General features: G+C 35.0%; 25 protein-coding genes. 9 read left to right on the top strand and 16 right to left on the bottom strand.

Annotated features, from left to right (window positions below; genetic code table 11):
- Positions 1-72 precede the first annotated feature (72 nt).
- The 8 genes from MV589_RS09665 to MV589_RS09630 all read right to left on the bottom strand — a co-directional run bounded on the left by MV589_RS09665 (position 73) and on the right by MV589_RS09630 (position 4,405).
- Positions 73-279, bottom strand: coding sequence for a flagellar biosynthesis anti-sigma factor FlgM (locus tag MV589_RS09665; protein ID WP_297434331.1), 207 nt, complete (start codon positions 277-279; stop codon positions 73-75).
- 82 nt (positions 280-361) lie between these two features.
- Positions 362-670 (bottom strand): rod-binding protein, encoded by a 309-nt coding sequence (locus tag MV589_RS09660; protein ID WP_297434330.1) that lies wholly within the window; start codon positions 668-670, stop codon positions 362-364.
- Positions 670-1,716 (bottom strand): flagellar basal body P-ring protein FlgI, encoded by a 1,047-nt coding sequence (locus MV589_RS09655; protein ID WP_297434328.1) that lies wholly within the window; start codon positions 1,714-1,716, stop codon positions 670-672. The genes MV589_RS09660 and MV589_RS09655 overlap by 1 nt, the downstream gene beginning before the upstream one ends.
- A 37-nt stretch (positions 1,717-1,753) precedes the next feature.
- Positions 1,754-2,344 (bottom strand): 16S rRNA (guanine(966)-N(2))-methyltransferase RsmD, encoded by a 591-nt coding sequence (gene rsmD / locus MV589_RS09650; RefSeq protein WP_297434326.1) that lies wholly within the window; start codon positions 2,342-2,344, stop codon positions 1,754-1,756.
- On the bottom strand, positions 2,334-2,732 hold the full coding sequence (locus MV589_RS09645; RefSeq protein WP_297434324.1) for a hypothetical protein: 399 nt from the start codon (positions 2,730-2,732) through the stop codon (positions 2,334-2,336). The genes rsmD and MV589_RS09645 overlap by 11 nt, the downstream gene beginning before the upstream one ends.
- A gap of 8 nt (positions 2,733-2,740) precedes the next feature.
- Entirely contained in the window at positions 2,741-3,436 is a 696-nt protein-coding gene (locus tag MV589_RS09640; protein ID WP_297434322.1) for a putative quorum-sensing-regulated virulence factor, read from the bottom strand.
- A complete protein-coding gene (locus MV589_RS09635) occupies positions 3,430-3,981 on the bottom strand; it encodes a hypothetical protein (protein ID WP_297434319.1) in 552 nt (183 codons plus the stop codon). The genes MV589_RS09640 and MV589_RS09635 overlap by 7 nt, the downstream gene beginning before the upstream one ends.
- On the bottom strand, positions 3,974-4,405 hold the full coding sequence (locus tag MV589_RS09630; protein ID WP_297434316.1) for a hypothetical protein: 432 nt from the start codon (positions 4,403-4,405) through the stop codon (positions 3,974-3,976). Before MV589_RS09630 ends, MV589_RS09635 begins: the two co-directional genes overlap by 8 nt.
- Before the next feature lie 375 nt (positions 4,406-4,780).
- On the opposite strand from MV589_RS09630, the gene murA reads away from it, so the two are divergent.
- Complete coding sequence (gene murA, locus MV589_RS09625; protein ID WP_297434315.1) at positions 4,781-6,043, top strand: UDP-N-acetylglucosamine 1-carboxyvinyltransferase; 1,263 nt, start codon at positions 4,781-4,783, stop codon at positions 6,041-6,043.
- A 4-nt stretch (positions 6,044-6,047) separates the two neighbouring features.
- On the opposite strand, the gene MV589_RS09620 is transcribed toward murA, so the two are convergent.
- Complete coding sequence (locus tag MV589_RS09620) at positions 6,048-6,425, bottom strand: heat shock protein transcriptional repressor HspR (protein ID WP_297434313.1); 378 nt, start codon at positions 6,423-6,425, stop codon at positions 6,048-6,050.
- 12 nt (positions 6,426-6,437) lie between these two features.
- On the bottom strand, positions 6,438-7,337 hold the full coding sequence (locus MV589_RS09615; RefSeq protein ID WP_297434311.1) for a DnaJ C-terminal domain-containing protein: 900 nt from the start codon (positions 7,335-7,337) through the stop codon (positions 6,438-6,440).
- Positions 7,338-7,461: 124 nt separating this feature from the next.
- Here MV589_RS09615 and MV589_RS09610 point away from each other — a divergent pair, with 124 nt between their 5' ends.
- A complete protein-coding gene (locus tag MV589_RS09610; protein ID WP_297434309.1) occupies positions 7,462-8,526 on the top strand; it encodes an SLC13 family permease in 1,065 nt (354 codons plus the stop codon).
- 134 nt (positions 8,527-8,660) lie between these two features.
- On the opposite strand, the gene purH is transcribed toward MV589_RS09610, so the two are convergent.
- The 5 genes from purH to MV589_RS09585 form a co-directional block, all read right to left on the bottom strand.
- The gene (gene purH, locus MV589_RS09605) at positions 8,661-10,202 is read right to left on the bottom strand and encodes a bifunctional phosphoribosylaminoimidazolecarboxamide formyltransferase/IMP cyclohydrolase (RefSeq protein WP_297434307.1); all 1,542 of its coding nucleotides are present in this window, start codon (positions 10,200-10,202) and stop codon (positions 8,661-8,663) included.
- Between the two features lie 13 nt (positions 10,203-10,215).
- Positions 10,216-12,432 (bottom strand): phosphoribosylformylglycinamidine synthase subunit PurL, encoded by a 2,217-nt coding sequence (gene purL, locus MV589_RS09600; RefSeq protein WP_297434305.1) that lies wholly within the window; start codon positions 12,430-12,432, stop codon positions 10,216-10,218.
- Positions 12,433-12,494: 62 nt separating this feature from the next.
- Positions 12,495-13,019: a transcription elongation factor GreA gene (gene greA, locus MV589_RS09595; protein ID WP_297434303.1), complete on the bottom strand. Its 525-nt coding sequence runs from the start codon at positions 13,017-13,019 to the stop codon at positions 12,495-12,497.
- 12 nt (positions 13,020-13,031) lie between these two features.
- On the bottom strand, positions 13,032-13,358 hold the full coding sequence (locus MV589_RS09590; RefSeq protein ID WP_297434301.1) for a hypothetical protein: 327 nt from the start codon (positions 13,356-13,358) through the stop codon (positions 13,032-13,034).
- A gap of 78 nt (positions 13,359-13,436) precedes the next feature.
- The gene (locus MV589_RS09585) at positions 13,437-13,631 is read right to left on the bottom strand and encodes a hypothetical protein (protein ID WP_297434299.1); all 195 of its coding nucleotides are present in this window, start codon (positions 13,629-13,631) and stop codon (positions 13,437-13,439) included.
- Positions 13,632-13,786: 155 nt separating this feature from the next.
- Here MV589_RS09585 and MV589_RS09580 point away from each other — a divergent pair, with 155 nt between their 5' ends.
- The 7 genes from MV589_RS09580 to MV589_RS09550 are packed head-to-tail and all read left to right on the top strand — an operon-like array spanning position 13,787 to position 21,351.
- The gene (locus tag MV589_RS09580; RefSeq protein WP_297434297.1) at positions 13,787-14,587 is read left to right on the top strand and encodes an HDOD domain-containing protein; all 801 of its coding nucleotides are present in this window, start codon (positions 13,787-13,789) and stop codon (positions 14,585-14,587) included.
- 13 nt (positions 14,588-14,600) lie between these two features.
- A complete protein-coding gene (locus MV589_RS09575; RefSeq protein ID WP_297434295.1) occupies positions 14,601-16,541 on the top strand; it encodes an RNB domain-containing ribonuclease in 1,941 nt (646 codons plus the stop codon).
- Positions 16,534-17,502 carry a DNA polymerase III subunit delta gene (gene holA, locus MV589_RS09570; protein WP_297434293.1) on the top strand — a complete coding sequence of 323 codons (969 nt, stop codon included), beginning with the start codon at positions 16,534-16,536 and terminating at the stop codon, positions 17,500-17,502. Before MV589_RS09575 ends, holA begins: the two co-directional genes overlap by 8 nt.
- A gap of 38 nt (positions 17,503-17,540) precedes the next feature.
- Complete coding sequence (locus MV589_RS09565; RefSeq protein WP_297434291.1) at positions 17,541-17,948, top strand: Fur family transcriptional regulator; 408 nt, start codon at positions 17,541-17,543, stop codon at positions 17,946-17,948.
- A gap of 59 nt (positions 17,949-18,007) precedes the next feature.
- Positions 18,008-18,934, top strand: a complete 927-nt coding sequence (locus MV589_RS09560; protein WP_297434289.1) for a ribose-phosphate pyrophosphokinase — start codon at positions 18,008-18,010, stop codon at positions 18,932-18,934.
- Positions 18,935-18,963: 29 nt separating this feature from the next.
- Positions 18,964-20,760 (top strand): translation elongation factor 4, encoded by a 1,797-nt coding sequence (gene lepA / locus MV589_RS09555; protein ID WP_297434287.1) that lies wholly within the window; start codon positions 18,964-18,966, stop codon positions 20,758-20,760.
- A gap of 12 nt (positions 20,761-20,772) precedes the next feature.
- Positions 20,773-21,351 (top strand): ComF family protein, encoded by a 579-nt coding sequence (locus MV589_RS09550; protein ID WP_297434285.1) that lies wholly within the window; start codon positions 20,773-20,775, stop codon positions 21,349-21,351.
- Between the two features lie 85 nt (positions 21,352-21,436).
- Here the strand turns inward: MV589_RS09550 and MV589_RS09545 are convergent, their stop codons facing one another.
- Positions 21,437-23,482 (bottom strand): hypothetical protein, encoded by a 2,046-nt coding sequence (locus tag MV589_RS09545; protein ID WP_297434284.1) that lies wholly within the window; start codon positions 23,480-23,482, stop codon positions 21,437-21,439.

Here is a 23,482-nt window from a genome sequence, read left to right as displayed (position 1 = left end):
TCAAATCATCTAAATCCGTTAAAGTATTTTGTAAATGATGTGTCAACATACTACACCCCTGTTATTTTATCTCTAAAGCAACTCATCAGCCATTTTATTTGCTAAGGCAGACAAGTCTACTTTGTACGCTCCCGACTCTACAGCCGTTTTAAGTTTTTCTATTTTGTCACCACTAAGTTGGGAGTTTCCAACAGCAGTAGAATCCTCTTTTTTTTGTGAACCTTTAGCGCTATTTATGTAGCTATGATTCAGACCAGAACTATTTAAATTAGAAATCATAATTTTTCCTTCTAAGCCCGCCACTCGCGAACTTTATTCATATGCAACTATATCGGCAAATAAATAATTTACTAAAGTAAAATCAAGAGCTCTTTTTTGATAAATAGTCATACAACATTTGTGAAAATCCAAAACTCCCTGCACTCGCTTTTGAGAGTTCATCTCTATACATTGATTTGTATATTTTATCTCCAGGATCATTTTGACTTGCAAACAGACCTTTTTCATCTTTCATTGCATTGTCCATAAGCATTTTTATAATAACAGCTTCAAATGCATCCGTCTGTTTTTTGAGTGCCTTATCATCTACTTTCGTATCTATTTTAGGTATTGCGCTATTTTGCGCATACATTTGCGCTTTCATCGTTGCTGGGTTTATTGAGTAACTCATTATATTACCTCTAAATCTGCAGAAATACTTCCTGCAGTTTTCATCGCTTCAAGTATAGATATAATATCTTTAGGTGAAGCACCAAGTTTATCTAAAGAGCGTACAAGATTTGCGACCGTCGTTGTCCCTTTTTTAGTATAAACCTCATCTTGGTTAAGACCAATAACTAAATTTTTATCGACTTTCATAGCCCCCGCAGGATTTGGAACACTCCTATCTGCGACTATTTTTATGGTTATATCCCCGTGTGTTAAAACAATCGGTTTTAATTCTATATCTATTCCAGCAACTATGGTACCAGTTCTCTCGTTGATAATTATTTTATCTTTAGGTTTATAGCTTATATCTATACCTTGAACCTGTGCTAAAAACTCTACCATTGAAAGATTTTTAGGACATTTCAATTTAATACTTCGAGAATCAAGAGCAACAGCAACTTGTGTAGAGTAGTATTTATTAATCGCTTTTTGTACTGCTACTGCATTTTTAAATCCAGACTCTTTTAGAGATAAAGTAGCATAATGTTTATGGAACAGGTCACCATTGATTTCACGTTCAATTAAACCACCATTGTAAACCATACCACTTGTAGGATGTGACTCACTCCCTGCCCCTCTTTCGTTACGTCCACCAATACTTACTGAACCTTGAGCAAGTGCATAAATCTTACCGTCCACCCCTTTTAGAGGTGTCATAAGAAGTGTTCCACCCTCTAGTGATTTTGCATCTCCTATAGATGAAACAACCACATCAAACTTATCTCCCTGACGAGCAAATGGTTTCATTCTCGCAGTTACAACAACAGCAGCAACATTTTTTGATTTTATGTCAATTGGTTTTATATCTACATTCATAGCCTTAAGCATATTAGATATAGATTGAAGTGTGAATTTTGAAGTCGTACCATCACCTGTTTTTTTCAAACCAACGACAAGAGAGTAACCAATAATTTGATTCTCTCTTACGCCAACAATACTTGAAATATTCGCAATCTTCGTTGCGTTTAGTGATGAGAAAAGAAGTAAAAAAACAAATAGATATTTCATACACAAATCCTTATTATTACAAAGGATTTAGCAAGTTTTATTCCACTTTAAAATAAGTAAGTGTTGTATTTCCAAATTTTTTAGATTTTTGTCTGCTGTAAATGCCTATGGTCTCTGGAAGTTCCAAGCCACTCATATGTTCTATGATTATCATCTTCACATTTTCTTGTGGTAAATTCTCTATCAAACGCAGCGTTTTATCATAAATATCTTCCATACCTTCGCGGATACTAAATGGAGGATCAATATAAAAATAGGCATCCTCTTTTTCTTTTTTAAGCCTGCTAATCACTGCGTTTATATTTGAAAAGCTATCTCCACTAAATACCATGCAGGCATTTGGATCTGTTTTCGCCATATTTTCTTTTAAAGTTTTAATGGCTTCTCTATCTTTTTCCATAAAATATATTGTTTTTGCCCCACGACTAAGTGCTTCAAGCCCAATAGAACCACTCCCTGAAAAGACCTCTACAAAGTGTGCATCTACAATATCAAACTGCAATGTGTTGAAAAAAGATTCCAATACTATTGTTTTAGAGCTTCTTGTTGTTGTTTTAGAGGGAAGATTAAGTGTTTTTCCCTTATATTTTCCTGCAATTATTTTTTTTGTAAGTTGTCTATTTTTCATAAAATGCTTTCACTGCCCGTAATATATTTTCTTGGTACTCTTTGGTAAGATACTCTATGCGTTTTTCTAAAATGCTAAAATCCAAAGCCTCTTGTGGCATCTCTTTTACTGCGTTTAACTCTGTCACATTTGTAGTACCTGTAGAGGATGCTTGAGGATAGAGTGCATTATACTTTTTTTCTAGTGCTAAAATCAGCTGTGACTTGGAAAATGGTTTTAACAAATCTGCTTTTTCACTGCTCGCTATGTAAAAACATCGCCCCTCCTCCAAACACTCTTCATCTCGAATAATAATATCACTCTTCTTCGACGAACTCAAATATCTACTTAAAAATATTTCTAATGATTTTTGTAAAAGTGGGGACTGACATTCAACTGCTACTTTCATATTTATCCTTATAAATAGTACTCTAAAGAGTATCTCAAATCTTCATCTAACTCAGGTAACTGCAACATCCACTGCAAATAGTTCCTATCAAGTTGAATAATCTCTTCAATATATCTGCCCTGATATTTACCAAATGGTAATTTTTCTAACAGCACCTTTGAAAAACTCAACTCTTGCATTTTTTGCAATGGTGCCATCTCTTGTAAATATTCAAAAAGTAATTTTGTAATAATAACATCACTTTTCACATCATGAGCAAACAAAGCATATTTAATGCCATACTCTTTTTTTAACGCCTCTTCCTTTTTATAAAGCTTCAGTTCATAACGTAAAAAATTAAGAGAAAAAAGCTCACACTCACAAATAAGATGTTTACTCACCCTAGAAGTATCTACAACTGCTCCCTGCCATGCCAATGAATGAGACAAAAGCTTTTCCAAACAAAATGCTGCATTATGCATAACTAAAATATTTTCATCCTTATTGTACTTTTGCAAAATTTCAAACGCAGTACTATCCTTAAACGCAGCACTCTCTTTTATCATCTCATTTGTAACGTTATGTATGCTTGAAGCAAGTGCAGGAATCTTTTTGCCCTCATTTATAAATTCCGAAACTAAGTTTTCTTCGTAAAGAAGAGAAATAGCACAAATTACATCCTTTGCTTCAACCCCAGTCGTCTGTAAATCTAAAAATATCAGCATTTGACAACTTTTACTTTTTTACATTTAACGCTCAAAATCATAAATGAAAAATAACCGCTAATAAGTAAAAAAAGATATAAAACATAGATATTAAACCAATCAAAAAGAGTAGCTGCGTTTGAGAAGAGTTTCATAGATATAAACGCAACTATCATTTGTGCTCCAACCAGCCATATAAGGAGCATAAACCATTTACGCCATACTTTTACCAAATCGCCATAGCCAATTTCTTCTATTTGCTGACTTTGGCTGTTTTTATCAGGACAGCTAAACAAAATAAGTTTGAAGTTCGCATAACAGCGGTTAAAAACAGTTTTAAGTGTCAAAAATAGAGAAAGTAGTAGCGTTACACTCCAAATAATAGCAAACCAAAATTTAAAAATTTCAAATAAAGCAGCATAAACTTCATTATCAAGAGGAACTGCACCTTGTTTAATATATACAACTAGCGTTGTAAACGCAGCCCCTAAAATAGCTAAAAAAACGCTCAAAAAAGTGAGCCACAGCATCCATCTAAGCCATAAAACAAGGTAAAATCTACTCACTCTTTTTCCCAAATGTTCCAATCATGCCATGATAATGTTCAAGCGTCATAAAACTCTTCTCGAATCTATATCTAATAATAAATTCCACAACCATATTTTTAAAATCAATATCAACATTTTCAGCCCTGCCATAATATCCAAGAGAAATATTTTTACTCTTCTTTGCTGCTTCTCTATCATAGCTAATCGCCAATATTTGCAGGTATTTTCCCTCTTTTACTTCACCTAAATTCTCTTTTTGCAGTGAAGCGCCAGAGAGATTAATAGCTTTAAATAAAAAAATATCATTAAATTTATCTACTTTTTGATCCATTTCTAACGCGTCAAAAAGCTTTTCTAAAAGTCGTAAATTCTCTTTTCTAGCAGTCTCATAACTAGATATTTTATTTGTTAGATTTTTTAATCTATCAAGAGCTGAACTCATGGCAATTCCTTTAATAACTGACCTTACGCACCTAGAGCAAACTTAAGTGGTATAAGTTGTATACAAGTTCAAGGCAGAAGGGTGTAGGAGCTACTAGTAGCTTCAAATCCTTCTAACGCAGAAATTGTATGCAAATTATACCATCCCAAAGGGACAAAAAGATAAAGCATCATCTGCTTCGTTGGAAATTCCCCTCCGTAGCTACGGCTACGCAGGAAAACTTCCGCCTTGCACCTAACGCTTTCTCTTTTTGCTTAAGATTGCTTTAGGTGCGTAAGGTCAGTTAATAAAAGTATATCAAAAAAAGCAACACAAATATAAGGTATAATTACAATATTAACTTAGAACAATAATATACAATTAATAAAGAGACTTATGGATTATCTAAAAATATACCCAACACAAACATTAAACGGTGAGATAGAAATATCAGGTGCTAAAAATGCTTCACTTCCACTAATAGCTATGACTATTCTAGCAAAAGAGGCTGTAACTATAGGCAATCTTCCTGATGTTGTAGATATTAAGACACTACTTAAACTTCTCTCAAAACTCGGAGCAAGTTGTGAATTTTCAAAAAAAAGTGTTCATGTTGACACTTCAAGTATAAATGAGACAAAAGCAACTTATGACATCGTAAAAACTATGCGTGCTTCTATTTTAGTGTTAGGACCTATTCTTGCACGATTTGGACACTGTGAAGTTTCACTTCCTGGGGGTTGTGCTATTGGGCAGCGTCCTATTGATTTGCATCTTAAAGCCCTAGAACAGATGGGAGCAGAAATAGACATAAAAGCTGGGTATATCCAAGCAATAACTCCAAATGGCTTGCATGGATGTGAAATTATTTTTGATAAAATCACCGTTACAGGAACTGCAAATATTGTAATGGCTGCAGCACTTGCAAAAGGTGTAACCACCATCACAAACGCAGCGAGAGAACCCGAAGTTGTACAGCTTTGTGAAATACTTGCACAAAGTGGTATCGTTATAAAAGGCATAGGAACTGCCATTTTGGAAATTCACGGAACAGATAGTAAACTCTTAAACATAAAAGATTTTGATGTTATTCCAGATAGAATTGAAGCGGGCACTTACCTATGTGCAGGAGCAATAACAAAGAGTGAAATAACTTTAACAAATGTTGAGCCAAAACATCTCGGTGCTGTTCTTTCAAAACTTGAAGAGATGGGAAGCAGCTTTACACTTACAAAAGATACTATTTGCATACATCCTGCAAAAGAGATTAAAGCTGTAAAAATAGTCACACAAGAGTACCCTGCTTTTCCAACAGATATGCAAGCCCAATTTTTAGCTCTTGCTACTCAAGCAGAGGGTGTTTCCATAATTGAAGAGAAACTTTTTGAAAATAGATTTATGCATGTAAGTGAGCTTCAGCGTATGGGAGCAGATATTACTCTTAACGGTCATACAGCAACAGTAAGAGGGAGGACACAGCTTAGTGGGACAGATGTAATGGCTACCGATCTTAGAGCTTCAAGCGCACTTGTTTTAGCAGGACTTGTAGCAACAGGAGAGACCAATATTCATAGAATTTATCATCTCGATAGAGGATATGAAGCATTAGAAAGCAAACTTCAAAATATTGGAGCCAAAATAGAGCGGCTCAAGGAGTAAAAAACTACTCCTCTTTAAAAACAACCATTTCATAAAGACTTCTTTTGGTTACTAAAGACTTCTCAGGTGATACAGAGTGTGCATTTTTTGCCACCTGTACATCATGCCTCAATTCGGCAATCTCTCGCTCCATAGAGTCAATACTCTCTTTAAGGTTTAAAATAATGTCCACACCAGCAAGATTAACACCAAGTTCTCTTGTTAAACGCAGTATAAGTTTAATTCTATCAATATCTCTTTGAGAATAGAGTCTTATTCGTCCATCAGAACGCGAAGGCATAATGAGATTCTCTCTCTCATATTGACGCAAGGTCTGAGGATGAATATCTAAAATCTTTGAAACGATACTAATGAGATAAACTGGTTCATCGTATGTATGCATATTGTTACCCTCCTATACCGTTTTAGGTAATTTCTCTTTCATTAATTCAACTAAATCAGCATCTAAATCATCTACATTTGGCAAAATAATATTTGCTTTTAAGTAAAGAACACCTCTTTGTTTGGTTTTACGGTTCATCGCACCCATATCTTTGACACGAAATCTTTGTCCATTTTTTGTATTTTGTGGAATTTTGAGTTTTATCTCTTTATCCAAAGTTTTTACAGAAACTTTTTCACCAAAAAGTGCAGCATAAAGAGGAACATCAATAGTTTTTACTAAATCATCACCCTCTCTTACATACTCAGGGCTTGGAGCGACTGTTATTTTTAAGAATAAGTCTCCAACTCGGCCATTTTGTGCATGTCCTTTTCCTTTAACACGCATCTTCTCACCACTTTTTACACCAGCAGGGATTTTTATATCAAAACGGTCACCATTCACTGAAACGGAGTGTGAGCCACCCAAAATAGCTGTACTAAATGGAATTGTAACACTTGTCTCAATATCTAAGTTTGGTTCTTGGTAACGCTGCTGTGCTCCGCCAAAACCGCCAGAACCAAAACCTGACGCGCCACCAGCTCCACCAAATCCGCTAAAGCCACCGCCCCCACCAGAGAACATTTGTCTTAGAATCTCATCTAAATCGGCTTGTCCGCCTGAATTTCTTGAAAAATCGTGGAAGTCTTGACCACCAAACATACTATCACCATACTGATCATACTGTGCTTTTTTCTCTTTATCACTCAGTATTTCGTATGCAGCATTAATCTCTTTAAACTTATCCTCTGCATCCTTATCTTTATTCACATCAGGATGGTATTTTCGCGCTAATTTTCTATACGCTTTTTTAATTTCTGCTTCACTCGCACTTGGAGATACCTCAAGTGTTTTATATAATGATTTACTCATATCTTTTTCCTACCTATTTCATAATTTATAAATTTATTAGTAGAATTATATCACAAGAGTTGAGTGGATGTCAATCAAGTTGGAAAATAATTAACTTTTTAAACTATTAGCGATACAATTAGTTATGAAAAATAATTTTATGAACTTTATTACTCGCGAGTGGCTTTTTTTACTCTCATTATGCGGACTACTCTTTACCTCTTACTATCTACATGCTTTTGCCACATTTTCTCAAGCAGATTTAATTCCAATCTTTTTATTGTTTACTCTCTTTGTTGTAATAAAAGGATTAGAAAATAGTCATCTGCTTTTACAGGTGAGTTCTTTTTTGGAAAAATCTAAATTTTTACCTCAAAAACTGCTGTTTCTTAGTTTTTTACTCTCCATGCTTATAAGTATAGATGTTGCTCTTATGACACTCTTACCAATAGTTCTAGCTCTAAAAATAAAACAAAGAGATAAGCTTGTCATTTTAGTGGCGCTCACTGCACATATTGGAGCAGCATTAACTCCTTTTGGAACACCACAAAATCTTTTCATTTACTCCTATTATTCTCTTAATACATATGAGTTTATAAGAACAATAGCCCCTTTTTCATTGATTATGCTTACTCTATTTTTCATTGTTTCACTTTTTATAAAAACAACATCAAATAGGAGAGGGGAAGAGTTAATAGAAAATATAAACAAACCTTTAGCCTACATATATCTCACTCTTTTTCTTACTGTGGCACTTGTTATCTTGCACATTTTACCGCTACATCTTCTTCCATGGATTTTACTCTTTATATTTTTCTTTGATATAAAGAGTTTCAAAGTTGATTATCTTTTACTTTTTACATTTATTATTTTTATAGGTTTAACCGCAAATATTAAACAGATGCTCGGCACAACAATAGAACATCCAACACATATCTTTATACTTTCATCTTTTTTAAGTCAGTTCATTAGTAATGTTCCGACAACACTTATACTAAACAAGTTTACATCACAATACGAAGCACTACTTTGGGGAACAAATGTCGGAGGTTTTGGAAGTATCATCGCTGCCATGGCAAATCTCATTACCTACAAAATTTATATTTCTCATAATGATTCAAAAAATACAAAATCATTTATATTGCAATTTACAGCGTATGGATACGCTGCGTTTATAGTAGGATACATACTCTATTTTTTAATTATGTAAGAAAAATCATATTTATACTATTAACGTAGAATCTAAAATGAAAAGAGTAATGTAATTTCAAGGTGCATAGAGAGGAAGCGTACTAATGTACGTGACGAGCGTAGCAACGCGGAAAGTACGTTGCTATTTTTATTTTAGTGTAGGAAATGGCGAATTTCTGAGAAATAAAGACTCATACCGAATTCATTCGCAGCCTCTATAATCTCTTCATCTCTTATTGAACCACCAGGCTCAATAACATTTTTTACACCAGCTTCTGCTGCTGCATCAATTGAATCACGGAAAGGAAAGAATGCCTCAGAGGCAAGTGCACAACCACTAACATCAAGTCCCATATCCTTTGCTTTTTTAAGAGCACACTGAGCTGCATCAACACGACTTGTCATTCCCATACCAACAGCAACCATCGCTGCATTTTTAACATAGACCACACAGTTAGATTTCGTAAGTGAAGCTACTTTGTAAGCGATTTCAAGGTCTTTCATCTCCTCTGCTGTTGCTGCATTTTTAGAAACAAGTTTCGCATTTTTCACTTCATCATCTTTTACTTTATCTGCATCTTGATAGATAAACCCACCATCAATATGTTTGAAGTCTTTTTTATCATTTGCAAGAATGAGCTTATCACTACCCATTTCAAAAAGCTTGATGCGTTTTTTATTAGCAAATACTTCTTGAGCCTCTTGGGTAATACGACCAGCGATGATGACTTCAATGAAAATCTCATTCATCTTCTGAGCCATTGCTTTATCAACTGTACCATTTACTGCAACAACACCACCAAACGCAGAGACCGGATCACATTTTAATGCCTCTACATAAGCATCAAGTAAATTATCGCGAATAGCAAAACCACAAGGATTTCCATGTTTTGAGATACATACTGCATTGTCATCTCCAAACGCAGAAGCTATTTTAACCGCACCGTTTAGGTCATTGAGATTGTTAAAACTTGCTTCACCCTTAAGTGTTTTGAAGTTATTTGAAAAGTGTTTGTCAAATTCATACAAAGCACCATTTTGATGTGGATTTTCGCCATAACGAGTATTCATTACTTTATTTCCAACAATAAACTGCTTCTCACCAAAACCCTCGTTAAAACGCTCATTCATATAATTTGCTATCATACTATCATACGCAGCAGTATGCTCATACGCTTTTACCATAAATCCACGACGAAAATCTTTTGTATTTTTCTCATTTTCTATCGCATCAATTACAACAGCATAATCTTCTACATTTGTTACAATAAGCACTGCATCAAAGTTTTTTGCAGCAGAGCGAACCATAGCAGGCCCACCAATATCGATGTTTTCTATGATTTCATCAAAATCATCAGTTTTTTCAATAGTCTCTTTAAAAGGATAAAGATTCACACACACCAAGTCAATAGCCTCAACACCAAGCTCTTTTGCTTGATCTAAATGTGATTGCTTATCACGACGGTGCAAAATTCCACCATGAACATAAGGATTAAGTGTTTTTACACGTCCCTCAAAACATTCAGGAAATTTTGTCACTTCATCGATCTCTATCGCTTCAACACCGCTCTCACGTAGCAGTTTAAATGTTCCACCAGTTGAAATAATCTCGTAACCGTTTTTTACTAAAGATTTACAAAAATCTACAACACCGTTTTTATCACTAACACTTACTAAAGCTCTTTTTTTCGCCATCAAATTTTCCTTATTATAAATCTTGTTCAATTACTCTTGCAAAAGTATTGAAATGATTATCTTGTAGTTGTTCTAAACTCATATCTACATCATTTATGCGAATTGAATCACCACCAACTGTTCCAATTTTTTCTATACTCATTGACTCATCAAGCATCGCTTCAAATGCTTCACAGTTTTCAGCTTTTACCTCAACAATAGCACGGCTCATACTCTCAGAAAATATATCTCTATCATCCGCAACACTCATCTCTACATCACAACCAAGTCCACTTGTTGCAGCCATTTTTGCAAGTGCAATAGCCACACCACCACTACTTGCATCTTTAGCACACTCAAGTAGATGTTTTTTATTAGCTTCTATGACTAAGTCCCATAAAGCAAGCTCTTGTTTATAGTCAATCTCAGGTATAACACCAGCAACAGTATCATAAAGCTCTTTCATATATAAAGAACCACCAAATTCTGATTTGCTCTCACCTACAAGATAAAGTGCATTTCCCTGCTCTGAAAAAGAGGACATTAAAACATTGTTCTCGTCATCATTCACACCAACAGTTGCAATAGAAGGTGTAGGGAATACTGAGACACCGTTTGTTTCATTATAGAGTGAAACATTTCCACCAATTACAGGCGTAGTAAGCTCTGCACACGCCTCTTTAATACCTAAACAACCCTCACCAAACTGCCACATAACTTCAGGATTTTCAGGATTTCCATAGTTAAGACAATCTGTAATTGCAAGTGGTCGAGCACCACTCATAGCTACATTTCTACCACTCTCAACAACAGCAGCAGCACCACCCATTTTAGGGTCAATGTAACAGTAACGAACATTACAGTCAGCACTCATTGCAAGTGCTTTCTTATTCTCTTTTACACGAATAACAGAAGCATCAAGCATCCCGCCATTTTTAATAGTATTTGTCTGTACCATTGAATCATACTGCGTATATATCCATGATTTATCTACAACTTCCATAGATTTTGTAAGTTTTTCAAATGCTTCTTGATTTGGAACTCTATCAAAATCATCTATACTCACTTTATGAATATCATCAAGATATGCAGGTTTTTTCATAGGACGATTCAGCTCAGGAGCCTCTTCGCTTACAGGATCAACTGGAACCTCAGCACACTTCTCTCCATGCCAGAAAAGTTCCATTTTTCCTGTATTTGTCACTTCACCAACAACAGCAGCATCCAAGTCCCATTTTTCAAAGATTTTAATAATCTCCTCTTCACTTCCTTTTTTCGCACAAAGAAGCATACGTTCTTGTGATTCACTCAGCATAAAGTCATACGGAGTCATATTCTCTTCACGAGCAGGAACTTTATCAAGGTGCATTATCATTCCACTTCCAGAACGACCAGCCATCTCAAACGCAGAAGATGTAAGCCCAGCAGCACCCATATCTTGAATACCAATTACATGATCAGTTTTAAAAAGTTCTAAACACGCCTCAAGCAGAAGTTTTTCAGTAAATGGATCTCCAACTTGCACAGTAGGACGCAGTGATTTTGATTCTTCCGTAAAACTATCAGAACTCATAACAGCTCCACCGAGACCATCACGACCTGTCTTTGCACCAACATACATTACAGGATTTCCAGTTCCCTCAGCTTTACCGTAAAAAATCTCATCACTTTTTGCAATACCAAGAGTAAAAGCATTGACTAAAATATTACCATTGTAACACTCATCAAAACTTGTCTCACCACCAATAGTCGGAACACCCATACAGTTACCATAGCCACCAATTCCCTCAGTGACACCACGCACAAGGTAGCGTTGATGTTTTGAAATATCATCTTTATTTAAAACATTTCCAAAACGAAGTGCATTTAAGTTTGCAACAGGACGAGCACCCATTGTAAAGACATCACGCATAATCCCACCAACGCCAGTAGCGGCACCTTGGTATGGTTCAATGAAACTTGGATGGTTATGTGACTCCATCTTAAATACAGCCGCATAGCCATCACCAATGTCAATAACACCCGCATTCTCGCCTGGTCCTTGAATAACCCAAGGAGCTTTTGTAGGAAAGCCTTTTAAGTGAATTTTTGAAGATTTGTAAGAGCAGTGTTCACTCCACATAGCTGAGAAAATACCCAGTTCTACTAAGTTTGGCTCACGTCCTAAAATCTCTTTCATATGTGCATAATCTTCTTGTGAAAGTTTATGATTTGCTAGTTGTGTATCTATATCTGGAAGTTGTTGGCTCACGAGGAAATCCTAAAATTTGGTTTTTAAAGAGGGATTATATCAAAAGCTTAGTAAAAGTTGTTTTAATGGAAAGAAAAATCTACTTTTGTTCGTATATTTTTCTTTAATGAAAAGATATTTTTATATGAAATTTTTTCAATTTCATACTCTTTCACTGCGTTTGGAAGTTTTATTTTGACCTCATCATTCACTGTTTTTCCAATCAAAGCTTTTGCAATAGGAGAATGAATGGAGATGAGATGATTTTCTGGTTCACTCTCTAAAACACCACAAATGGTGTAAACTTCTTCCTCATCACTGTCGAAGTTTAACAGAGTAACGGTACTACCAAAAGAGACACGTCTATGCTCATGAAGCGAGGGGTCAATGATTTTGGATTTTTGTATCATTTTATTTAAATAAAAAAGTCGCTTATCGATGAAACGCAGCTTCTCTTTTGCCGCCTGATAATCTGCATTTTCACTTCTATCCCCCAATGCTGCAGCTACAAGCTTTTCATGCGCGACCTTAGGCTTTTCAACTTCAAGAAGATACTTAAACTCTTCTATTAAAATATCATAACCCTCAACGCTCATTGGCTCTACCATTACACTAACACCCTACTGCTCATACCCTAGAATATAATAAGTTTCTTTACCTGGCAATTTTTCTACCTGTACTTTAAATTTTTCACTAAAATGTTTAATTTTTTCATGCGCTTCTTCTGCTAATTCAGGAGTTGGTGATTCTATTTTAATTTTAAAGTAATCTTTTGAATTTGAAAGTGCAACATAAGCATTTTCTACTTTTAAATGATCATTTAAATCCATTATGTGTTTAGCAATTTTTTCATATCCTGAAGTATTGCTTTTTATTTTATCCAACTGTTCAACCAAAGCTTCATTTGGCGTGTACCCTAACTGAACTAACATTGCCGTATCTTGCATATATCTATCCTTATAAATTTTATAAATAGACTTCTTTCATAACCTAAATATACTTCAACATTTTATAGAGAGTTTTAATCAAGGCAGATGTTCTTCAGCGTAGCCGTAGCTACGGTGAAGGTTATCTAACACAGAGTAAAGCTCTCTATAAATTGCCCAAAGGGAGGGATAAAAAAAGCGAACTTGCACAAAACTTTTCCTCACCGTAGCTACGGCTACGCTTGCCCGTAGGAAATGCCCTTGGGGTACAAAAAAGATTTTGCACAATTTCATCTTTTTTTCTTCCCTTTGAAATATATCTAGGTTATGAAAGAAGTCTAATAATAATACCAATTTTTTGTAAATATTCAGAATGTATTTATCTATAGAGACTATAATTACGAAATAATCATGATTTTTAATCATTACTACAACTAAAAGAGGGATACATGACTGAAGAAATACTTAAGAAAATAAAACAACTTCCACCACTTCCAGAATCTGCTATGCAGATAGAAGAGGTTTATAAAGATCCTGACAGCACTTTTAATGATATGGCAAAGATTTTAGAAAAAGATCCACTTTTGACAGCTGATATTTTAAAAGCTGCGAACTCTCCACTCTATGGTTTTTCTCGTGAAATTAACGCAATTAGCCAAGCAGTTGGTCTTTTTGGAATGGGTACAGTACGCGGGTTTGCACTTGCAAGTATTGTAAAAAAATGTTTTTCACTTGATCTATCACCATATGGAATCACAAATGAAATGTTTTCTGACCTTTCAAAGAAACAACATGCACTTATGACTACATGGTGTTTAAGAAAAGAGAACCGTTACCTTGGTGTTTTATCACCTGCTGCGTTTCTTGTAGAGATTGGTAAAGTACTTATTGCACAACAAGTGATGGCAGATGGAAAAACTGAAGAGTTCCGCAACGCACTCCAAGAACTTCAAGATGTTAAAGCAGCTGAGAGAGAAATCATAGGTGTAGATACTCCAGAAGTAAGTGCCACTATCTTCAAACAATGGAAATTTGAGAGCAATCTTGTAGATGTCATAGGAAATTGTCAAAACCCTGACCTTGCAACTGATGAAGACAAAAGACCTGCTCGAATCCTCAATGTAGTCCGTGTAGCTGTTCCAATTAATGGAAAAGTTACAGACGCTAGTATCAAAGCAGCAAAAGAGTTAATAGAAAAATATGAACTAGATATGGAAAGCTTTGATACTGCAATAGAACATATAAAATAGAGATACAAAACAATTGAAATCTCTACTTATAAGACTCACTCATGGTTTGAGTGAGCAAGATATTAGTGCAGAAGAACGCCCATTCATAAACGAGTGGCTTGCAAAAAAATACATCACCCATAAACATGTCATATACCAATTTAACTCAAAATACCGTGCTGGCGTTTTGGGACTCGTGCAAAAAGGGACTGCCTATCTGCATGTCATTGGCGAAAATGTAAAAGACCTTTTTATTGCTGAAGGTGACTTAGGTGTTGCTACTGAAGGTGATTTGGTAATTGCTAAGCGTCTGCTTGGAAAAAGAGGCACACCGAGTGCGAAAATTGCTGAAATTGTAGGACGAGAACAGACATATAGTGTTGCTTGCATTATAGAAAAAGAGCATCATCGCTCTTTAGTAGAGTTAAAAACGCACTACCCTATTGGCGCAGAGATGAGACCTGAAGCACTACAAGAGTATGAAGTTGGAGACCTTTTTAAGATTGACAATTTAGAGAATAGCATACTAGAAAAAATCGGTAACATAAAAGATCCAAAAGTAGATGAAAAAATCGTGCTTGCACAATTTAACAAACACGATACATTTGATGAAGAAACGCTTAAAATTGCCCGTTCTTTTAAAGAGGTAGATGCTAGTAAATACTCTAAACGCAAAGATTTACGCGATCTTACTTTTTGTACAATTGACCCTGTTACTGCAAAAGATTTTGATGATGCAATTTACTGGGATGATAAAAATGCAACACTTTATGTCGCCATTGCAGATGTAAGCGAATATGTCAAACCCTTTGGTGCTTTAGACAATGAGGCAATTTTTAGAAGTTTTTCTATCTATCTGCCACATAAGTCTATTCCAATGCTGCCAAGAGAGCTCAGCGAAACACTCTGCTCTTTACAACCTTATGTCGACAGACTTGCTTATGTTTTTGAGATAAAACTTGACCCTCACTCTCTTGATGTTATTCACTCAGAAGTTTATGAAGCACTGATGCACTCAGACAGACGATTTAATTATGAAGAGATTGACCTCTTTTTTGAGGGAAAATTGCAAGCAAAAACGCCAGAAGAGTCAGAAATTTTCGAATGGATAACAAAACTAAGAAAAGTTACAGACAGACTTAAAGAGCTGCGTTTAGCAAAAGGCTTTGAGTTTCATTCAACTGAAATTTCTATGGAGTTAGATGAAAATACAAATCTTGTTGCGACAACAGTTGCGCAGGAGACACCCTCTCATGGTCTCATAGAAGATTGTATGCTTTTAGCTAATAAAGAGGCTGCAAAACGATATAAACGAGGACTTTTCAGGGTTCATGAAGCACCAAGTCAGGCAAAACTCCAAACACTCTACCAAGAGTTAGCTGGTATTGGAATGCATATTGAGATTAAAAACTCTATAAAAGAGACTATTGAAGAGATACAAAAGCAAGCTAAAGATATGGGCATTGAGTCAGAAGTTGACACCCTTATTATCCGTTCACAAATGCAGGCAAAATACTCTCCTGTAAATGTTGGTCATTTTGGGCTTGGTTTTGATGAGTACACCCACTTTACCTCTCCAATTAGACGCTACAGTGACCTCATTGTCCATCGTCTTTTAAAAGCTATAAACGCAGGAGACAAAGAGGAACAAACTTATGTCCTTAGAAATATAGAGTCACTAAGTATGGAAATAAGTGAAAAAGAGCGTGAGGCGAGTATTATAGAATCTGAATATAAAGCGCGCAAATATGCTCGCTGGGCAGCACAGAATCTACATAAAGAGTTTAAAGCCAGAGTAACTGCCACAGATCCTGAGCTAAGAGCAGAATTGCACGATGAAATCATAGGAGCACATTTACATTTCCTAAATGGTGCAGATGTTTCACTCTTTGAAGATATTATAATTCGTATTGACAAGGTAGACATCTATAGAGCTCGAATTTTTGCTAGTGTTGTGGGAAAAGTGGATGTATAAAAACGAGTTTGATAAATATATTGCTAGTAAAAAGCTTTCAAACTCTTTTGTATTTTTTGGTGAAAGTGCATTTTTAATAGATATGTACACAAAAATGCTTAGCAATATAGATGATGCAAACATTCTGAGCTACTACCATGATGAGTATGATTTTAACTCAGCAAAAGCACATCTTTCACAAGGTTCTCTCTTTGGTGATAGAAATATACTCATCATTAAAAGTGAAAAAAAAGTTCCTAAAAAAGAGTTAGATACTCTTTTAGGATTGTGTGAAAAAAATTCTGACAATATTTTTATATATGCCTATTATGGCAATGACCATAAAACCTATAACAATAAAAAAGCATTTGCAAAGACAAAGGCTATGAGCGTCCGTTTTTTCCATCCAAAAGAGTATGAAGCACAAAATATTATTTTGAATGTAGCCCAAGAAAAAAATGTCAAAATTGACAAATACACCATCTCACACCTACTTAAAATTCACAATGGAGATGTTGCACTTGCAGCAAATGAGATAGAAAAATTTCGCGTTTATGATAGAGAAATCACAACAAAAGATGTTGATACCCTTGTGTATGGTTTAGCAGAAATAAATCTCGATGAGTTTATTCAAAAGCTCTTTACAAAAAAAGATTATAGAGATGATTTGCAAAGCATTTTAGAGCATGGTGAGGATGAAATACGAATAGTGAGCGCAATTACAGCCTACATAACCCAACTCTATATGTTTAACATCTACATTCGTGTTAATGGTGCACCTAATGCCATAGAGATTTTAGGCTATAGAGCTCCTAATTTTGTGATAGAACAAAAAGCGGCAATGGCACTCAAAGTAAAACCAGAAGTCTATTTTAAACTCCACGAGTTACTTCTGTTAAATGAACTAAAAATGAAAAGTTCTCATATAGACAAGAGTGCTATCTTATTTTCTACCTTAATAAAATTACAAAAGTTAATTTAAAAAACAAATTTTAAAGATTTTCATTGTATACTTCTACTATGAATAATTATAGTAATGCACTTAGGGAACACCATTTAAAAGCAACACCACAAAGACTAGAGATTGCCAATGCTTTAGCTTATTATGGACATATAAGCATAGATAATCTCTATGAAATAATGCTAAAAAAGTTTAACTCTATCTCCTTAGCAACAATTTATAAAAACATTAACATTATGCTTGAGAACTCTTTTATACAAGAAGTTAAAATTCCTCATGAAAAATCAGTCTATGAACTTTCAAAAGAGGCACATTCTCATCTAGTTTGTAATGAATGTGGAGAGATAGAAGACATCTCTATTGATTTATCGCAAGTATCAAACGCAGCCGCAACTAACACACACTTCAAAATCGATAAAATAGACCTTGTATTTTCAGGACTTTGTCAAAAGTGTCAAACTCTTTAACCTACACTCAGAACACTTCTAGTATAATGGCGTATTAATTTTTCCAAGAAGGAATCGTGATGCGTGGATATAAAATTTTTGCTGGTTCAGCAAGTGTTGAGTTTGCAAAAGAGATTTGTACTCTTTTAGATGTGCCGTTAGCAAAAGCGGATGTAAAAAAATTTAGTGATGGTGAGATTTCAGTACAAATTGCTGAAAGTGTTCGTGGTCGTGATGTGTTTATAGTTCAGTCAACAGGTGCTCCCTCAAATGACAATCTTATGGAACTGCTTATTATGACAGATGCGTTGAAGCGTTCATCTGCTTCGAGTATTACAGCAGTTGTACCTTACTATGGATATGCAAGACAAGATAGAAAAGCTGCTCCTCGTGTACCGATTACAGCAAAACTTGTTGCAAATCTTTATGAGACTGCAGGTATTGACAGAGTCGTTACCATAGATCTTCACGCTGGTCAAATTCAAGGTTTCTTTGACATTCCTGTTGACAATCTTTATGGCTCTGTAACATTTGAGCAATACATCAAAAGTAAAAACCTTAAAAATCCAATGATAGCTTCACCAGATATTGGTGGTGTTGCGCGTGCCAGATACTTTGCAAAACGCATGGGTTTAGAGATGGTTATAGTTGATAAACGCCGTGAAAAAGCAAATGAAAGTGAAGTAATGGGCATCATCGGTGATGTTGAGGGATATGATGTCATTATGATAGATGATATGGTTGATACTGCCGGTACTATGGTAAAAGCAGCAACTGCACTTAAAAACAAAGGTGCTACTTCTGTTATGGCATGTGCTACGCATGGTGTTCTTAGTGGAAAAGCATATGAAAACCTTGACAAAGGTGAACTAGATGAGCTCATCATTACAAATACTTTAGTAACAAAAGAGCATAAAAACATTAAAGTTTTAACTGTTGCACCACTTTTTGCTGAAGTAATCCGTAGAGTGTATCATAATGAAAGTGTTAATTCACTTTTTATGTAATTAAAAATATTTCGTAAGTTAGGAAAATAATGCCCTTAAAAAATATAAGAAACTTTTCTATCATTGCTCATATTGACCATGGCAAAAGCACTCTTGCCGATAGAATTATTCAAGAGTGTGGTTCTGTAACTGAACGCGAGATGAGTTCACAAATGATGGATACGATGGATATTGAGCAAGAGCGTGGTATCACCATTAAAGCACAGAGTGTACGGCTTGACTATGTCAAAGATGGAGAGCATTATGTTTTAAACCTTATAGACACTCCAGGTCATGTTGATTTTTCTTATGAAGTGAGTAAATCTCTAGCTTCAAGTGATGGGGCACTCCTTATAGTTGATGCTGCACAAGGTGTTGAAGCACAGACTATTGCCAATGTTTACCTTGCACTTGACAATGACCTTGAACTCATTCCAGTTATAAACAAAATAGACCTTCCTGCGGCTGATCCAGATAAAGTAGCAGAAGAGATTGAGACAAGCATTGGAATTGATGCCACAGATGCTATTTTAGTATCTGCAAAAACAGGTGTAGGCATACATGAGCTTGTAGATGCCATCGTTGAGAGAGTCCCTGCTCCGGTTGGAGACCCTAATGCCCCTACAAAAGCCATTATTTATGACTCATGGTTTGATCAGTATCTTGGCGCACTAGCACTTGTTCGCGTCTTTGATGGTTCAATAAAGAAAAATCAAACCATTAAACTTATGAGTAATGGTGAGGAGCATCAAGTTCTTGATTTAATGTATCCACATCCTATTAAAAAGCTCAAAACAAACACTATTAAAAGTGGTGAAATTGGCATTGTTGTTCTTGGTCTTAAAGAGGTAAGTGTTGTCAATGTAGGCGATACTGTGACAGATGCTAAAAATCCAACTGCTGAGGCTGTTGGAGATTATGAGCCTGCAAAACCTTTTGTATTTGCCGGTCTTTACCCAATAGATACTGATAAATTTGAAGATTTAAGAGATGCATTAGATAAACTCAAGCTCAATGACTCTTCTCTCTCTTATGAGCCAGAGACTTCTGTAGCACTTGGATTTGGATTTCGTGTCGGCTTTTTAGGGATGCTTCACATGGAGGTCATCAAAGAGAGACTTGAGCGTGAGTTTGGACTTGATTTGATTGCTACTGCACCATCTGTTGTCTATCATGTATATCTCACCAATGGAGATTTAGTCACTGTACAAAATCCATCAGAACTTCCAGAGGTAAATCACATTGACCGTATTGAAGAGCCTTATGTAAAAGCAACTGTCATTACACCGAGTGAATATCTTGGAAATATTATGAATCTGCTTATATCTAAACGCGGTATTCAAAATAAAATGACCTACCTCAATGAAGAGCGTGTTATGCTTGAGTATGAGATACCAATGAATGAAATTGTCATTGATTTTTATGATACACTCAAGTCTATCTCAAAAGGGTATGCTTCTTTTGATTATGAACCAACAACATTTAAAGCAGGTGACCTTGTAAAGCTTGATATAAAAATTACAGGTGAAGTAGTGGATGCACTTAGTGTCATTGTACCTCGTACATCTGCACTTTCTCGCGGTCGCGCACTTGTTAAAAATATGAAAGAGCTCATACCTCGTCAACTCTTTGAAGTTGCGGTACAAGCATCACTTGGCAATCAAGTCATTGCTCGTGAAACTGTTAAAAGTATGGGGAAAAATGTTACTGCAAAATGTTACGGTGGGGACATTACTCGTAAACGCAAGCTTTTAGAGAAACAAAAAGCAGGGAAAAAACGAATGAAGTCCATAGGAAAAGTACAACTTCCTCAAGAGGCATTTATGTCTGTACTTAAAATGGACTAAGTAAACGCAGCTATGAAATGCATATTGTGTGAGAAATACTCTCTTACACATATATGCAAAGATTGTCAAACAAATTTTCTTACACCCTCCATCTACAAACGCAAACTTCCAAATAATATTACCGTCATCTCTTTTTACAAATATAGCGAAATCAAAGAGCTCCTCTTCACAAAACACACGGACATTGGATTTTATGTTTACAATATTTTAGCCAACCTAAGTTTCAAAAAATTTGCCGAAGAGTTTCATACAAAAGAGAAATATGTGAGCATTGCAGTTGATGACAATCCCAAGGGCGGCTATTCGCACACTGCCATTTTAAACCATGCACTTAAAAGCTACAACATCATGCCCCTACACAACAAACTAAGAGCACAAAGCACCATTTCATACTCAGGAAAAACAAGAGCCTTTAGAGAGCAAAACCCTCGAAATTTTCATCTAAAAAACTTCAAAAATCCAAATGTACTTCTAGTAGATGACATCATCACAACAGGAACAACCCTTCGTGAAGCAATAAAGACTTTAGAAAAAAGAGAGAAAGAGGTAGCCTTTTGCTTAACACTTTGTGATGTAAGTATAAGTGTGTAAATGATGATAAAAACACAATAAAAAGCCAAATACTTTATAGTGTATCTCTTTTAATATTCTGTTTAAAACATTATTTACAAAGGGACTAAAACAGTCCCTTCAGTAGCTGATTCGCTGCTTTTTGCAACTCCTTTGTTCCTTTTTTATCCATGTATTTTTTAGCCTCTTTTTGCAGTGCTTTTGTTGCTTCTTTTTCTATAAGCTTGTTTGCATCAATTCCAACTTTTGGAGATTTAATATCTCCTTTGAGGGTAATTGTGAGTGGATTTTTATTTGCTATTATATCAATTTTAGAGTTGATTTTTTGCGTTAAAGTATTAAGCTTTGTATTTGTTGTTTTAATGGATGATGTATTTGAACGTAAATCAAGATTAGCGATTATGTGTTCTTTGTTAATGTCTGCGTTTACATCACCTTTAAATTTTTGTACATACATATTTATATGCGCATATTGTTTTACCAAGTCAAGCACTTTATTTTTTGTAAATGTTCCATGAGTTAAAAATCCTGATAGTTTTCCTTTTGATTTTGCAAGATTATAATCCAAATCTGCATCAAGAGAAGCTTTGAAAATCTTAGGATAAATTAGGATATCTAAAATATCCAAAGTTTTTAAAGAATTTAAATCTGCATGAAAATCATCGTTATGGAGCTTAGCATAAAGCTTTCCACCTGCAATATTTGAATGCGCTGTAAAATCTAAGTCTTTGGCTTTTTTCAGTTCACCATTAGCGACTAAACCACCTTTTAAATGACGATCAGTTACAAAGTAGAGTCTGTTTAAGTCACTAATTTTTACCGTATAGTCACTATTTATAGAAGCGTCTTTCATATTGAAACGGGCTTTTTTCACATTCAGATCTGCAAGTGTTGAAAAGAAGTTTACTTTTGTATCTATAATATTTTTATTAAGTGTTGTCTCTGTTTTTGCACTAAACGCAGTCTTTGGCATTTGTGAAGTGAATTTATACGCTTTTGTAAGATATCTAGAATCAAGCAGACCTTTTTTAATCTCTGTATTGACATTTCCTTGAAGGTTTTTCATATCTGCGTTTGAAATATCTACCTGCATATCAAATAGCGCATCTGCATAGTGAGGCTGTTTTATCATATAGAGTAATTTTTGCAGTTTTAATCCAACTACATTTGCTTTGATGCTTTTTGGAGCAAAATTTTCTAAAATAGCTTTAAAAGTCGTATTTGAACTTGCTAAATCAGTTTTACCTGTGATGCTCATTTTCTCTTTAGATCCTTTTACATCTCCATCTAAACGCAGCGCACCTCTTACATCTGCTCCTGTTATTGGTTTAAGCAGAGCCAACTCTTTTACATTTACTTTGTAATTAAGATTGAGTTTTAATGGTTGAGGAACTACATCTCCTGCAGAGCTTATTTTTGCCAAATTAGAATTTAAAAGATATTTGTAGCCAACACTATCACCTTTTAATACCGCTCCAAGATTCATACTAAACGCAGTCCTAGGAATAGTAATGTTAAAATCTTTTTTCATTACCTTAGAGTTAAGTAGCCCATCTCTTGTAATGAGTTCAATATTTCCATCAAGTTTATGTGGTGTAATATTTTTAAAATTCACATTCAAATCAATTTTTGCTTTTGCATACTCTTTTTGATTTACCATATATAAAAGAGATTCTAAATCAGCAGAGTCAATTTTAGCAATAATGGAGGTTGGATTCAAATCAGTTAAAACAATATGATAATTTGTATCACTTCTTGCCACATCACTTTTTCCATCAATATTTATAAGTTTCATATTACCTTTTACGGTTCCATTTGTGCGAAATGCACCTAAAAGTTGCGTTTTAGTTAGGCTCTTAAGTGTTTGCAGTTGCTCTAATTTCAGATTATATTTCACATCAAAAGATTGTGCAAAAAGGGAATATGTTCCTTCTAAATGGACACTATTGTTTTTATTTAGCAAAAGATTGATTTCAAATTTATCCATACGAAGATAAAAAGTCTCCAATTTTGAGGGCAAATGAAGCTGCTTTTGTATTTCTGTTTGAATAAGGGGTTTAATGGTACTGTTTCCGAGCGTTGTAAACGCTACTACATATACTATAAACACTATTGCTACTATAATTCCTACTAACCATGATATTATTTTCAT

This window comes from Sulfurimonas sp. (assembly GCF_026991475.1).
Taxonomy (GTDB): domain Bacteria; phylum Campylobacterota; class Campylobacteria; order Campylobacterales; family Sulfurimonadaceae; genus Sulfurimonas.
Note: the sequence above shows the minus strand (reverse complement) of the source record. Positions and strands in the feature narration are given on the sequence as shown.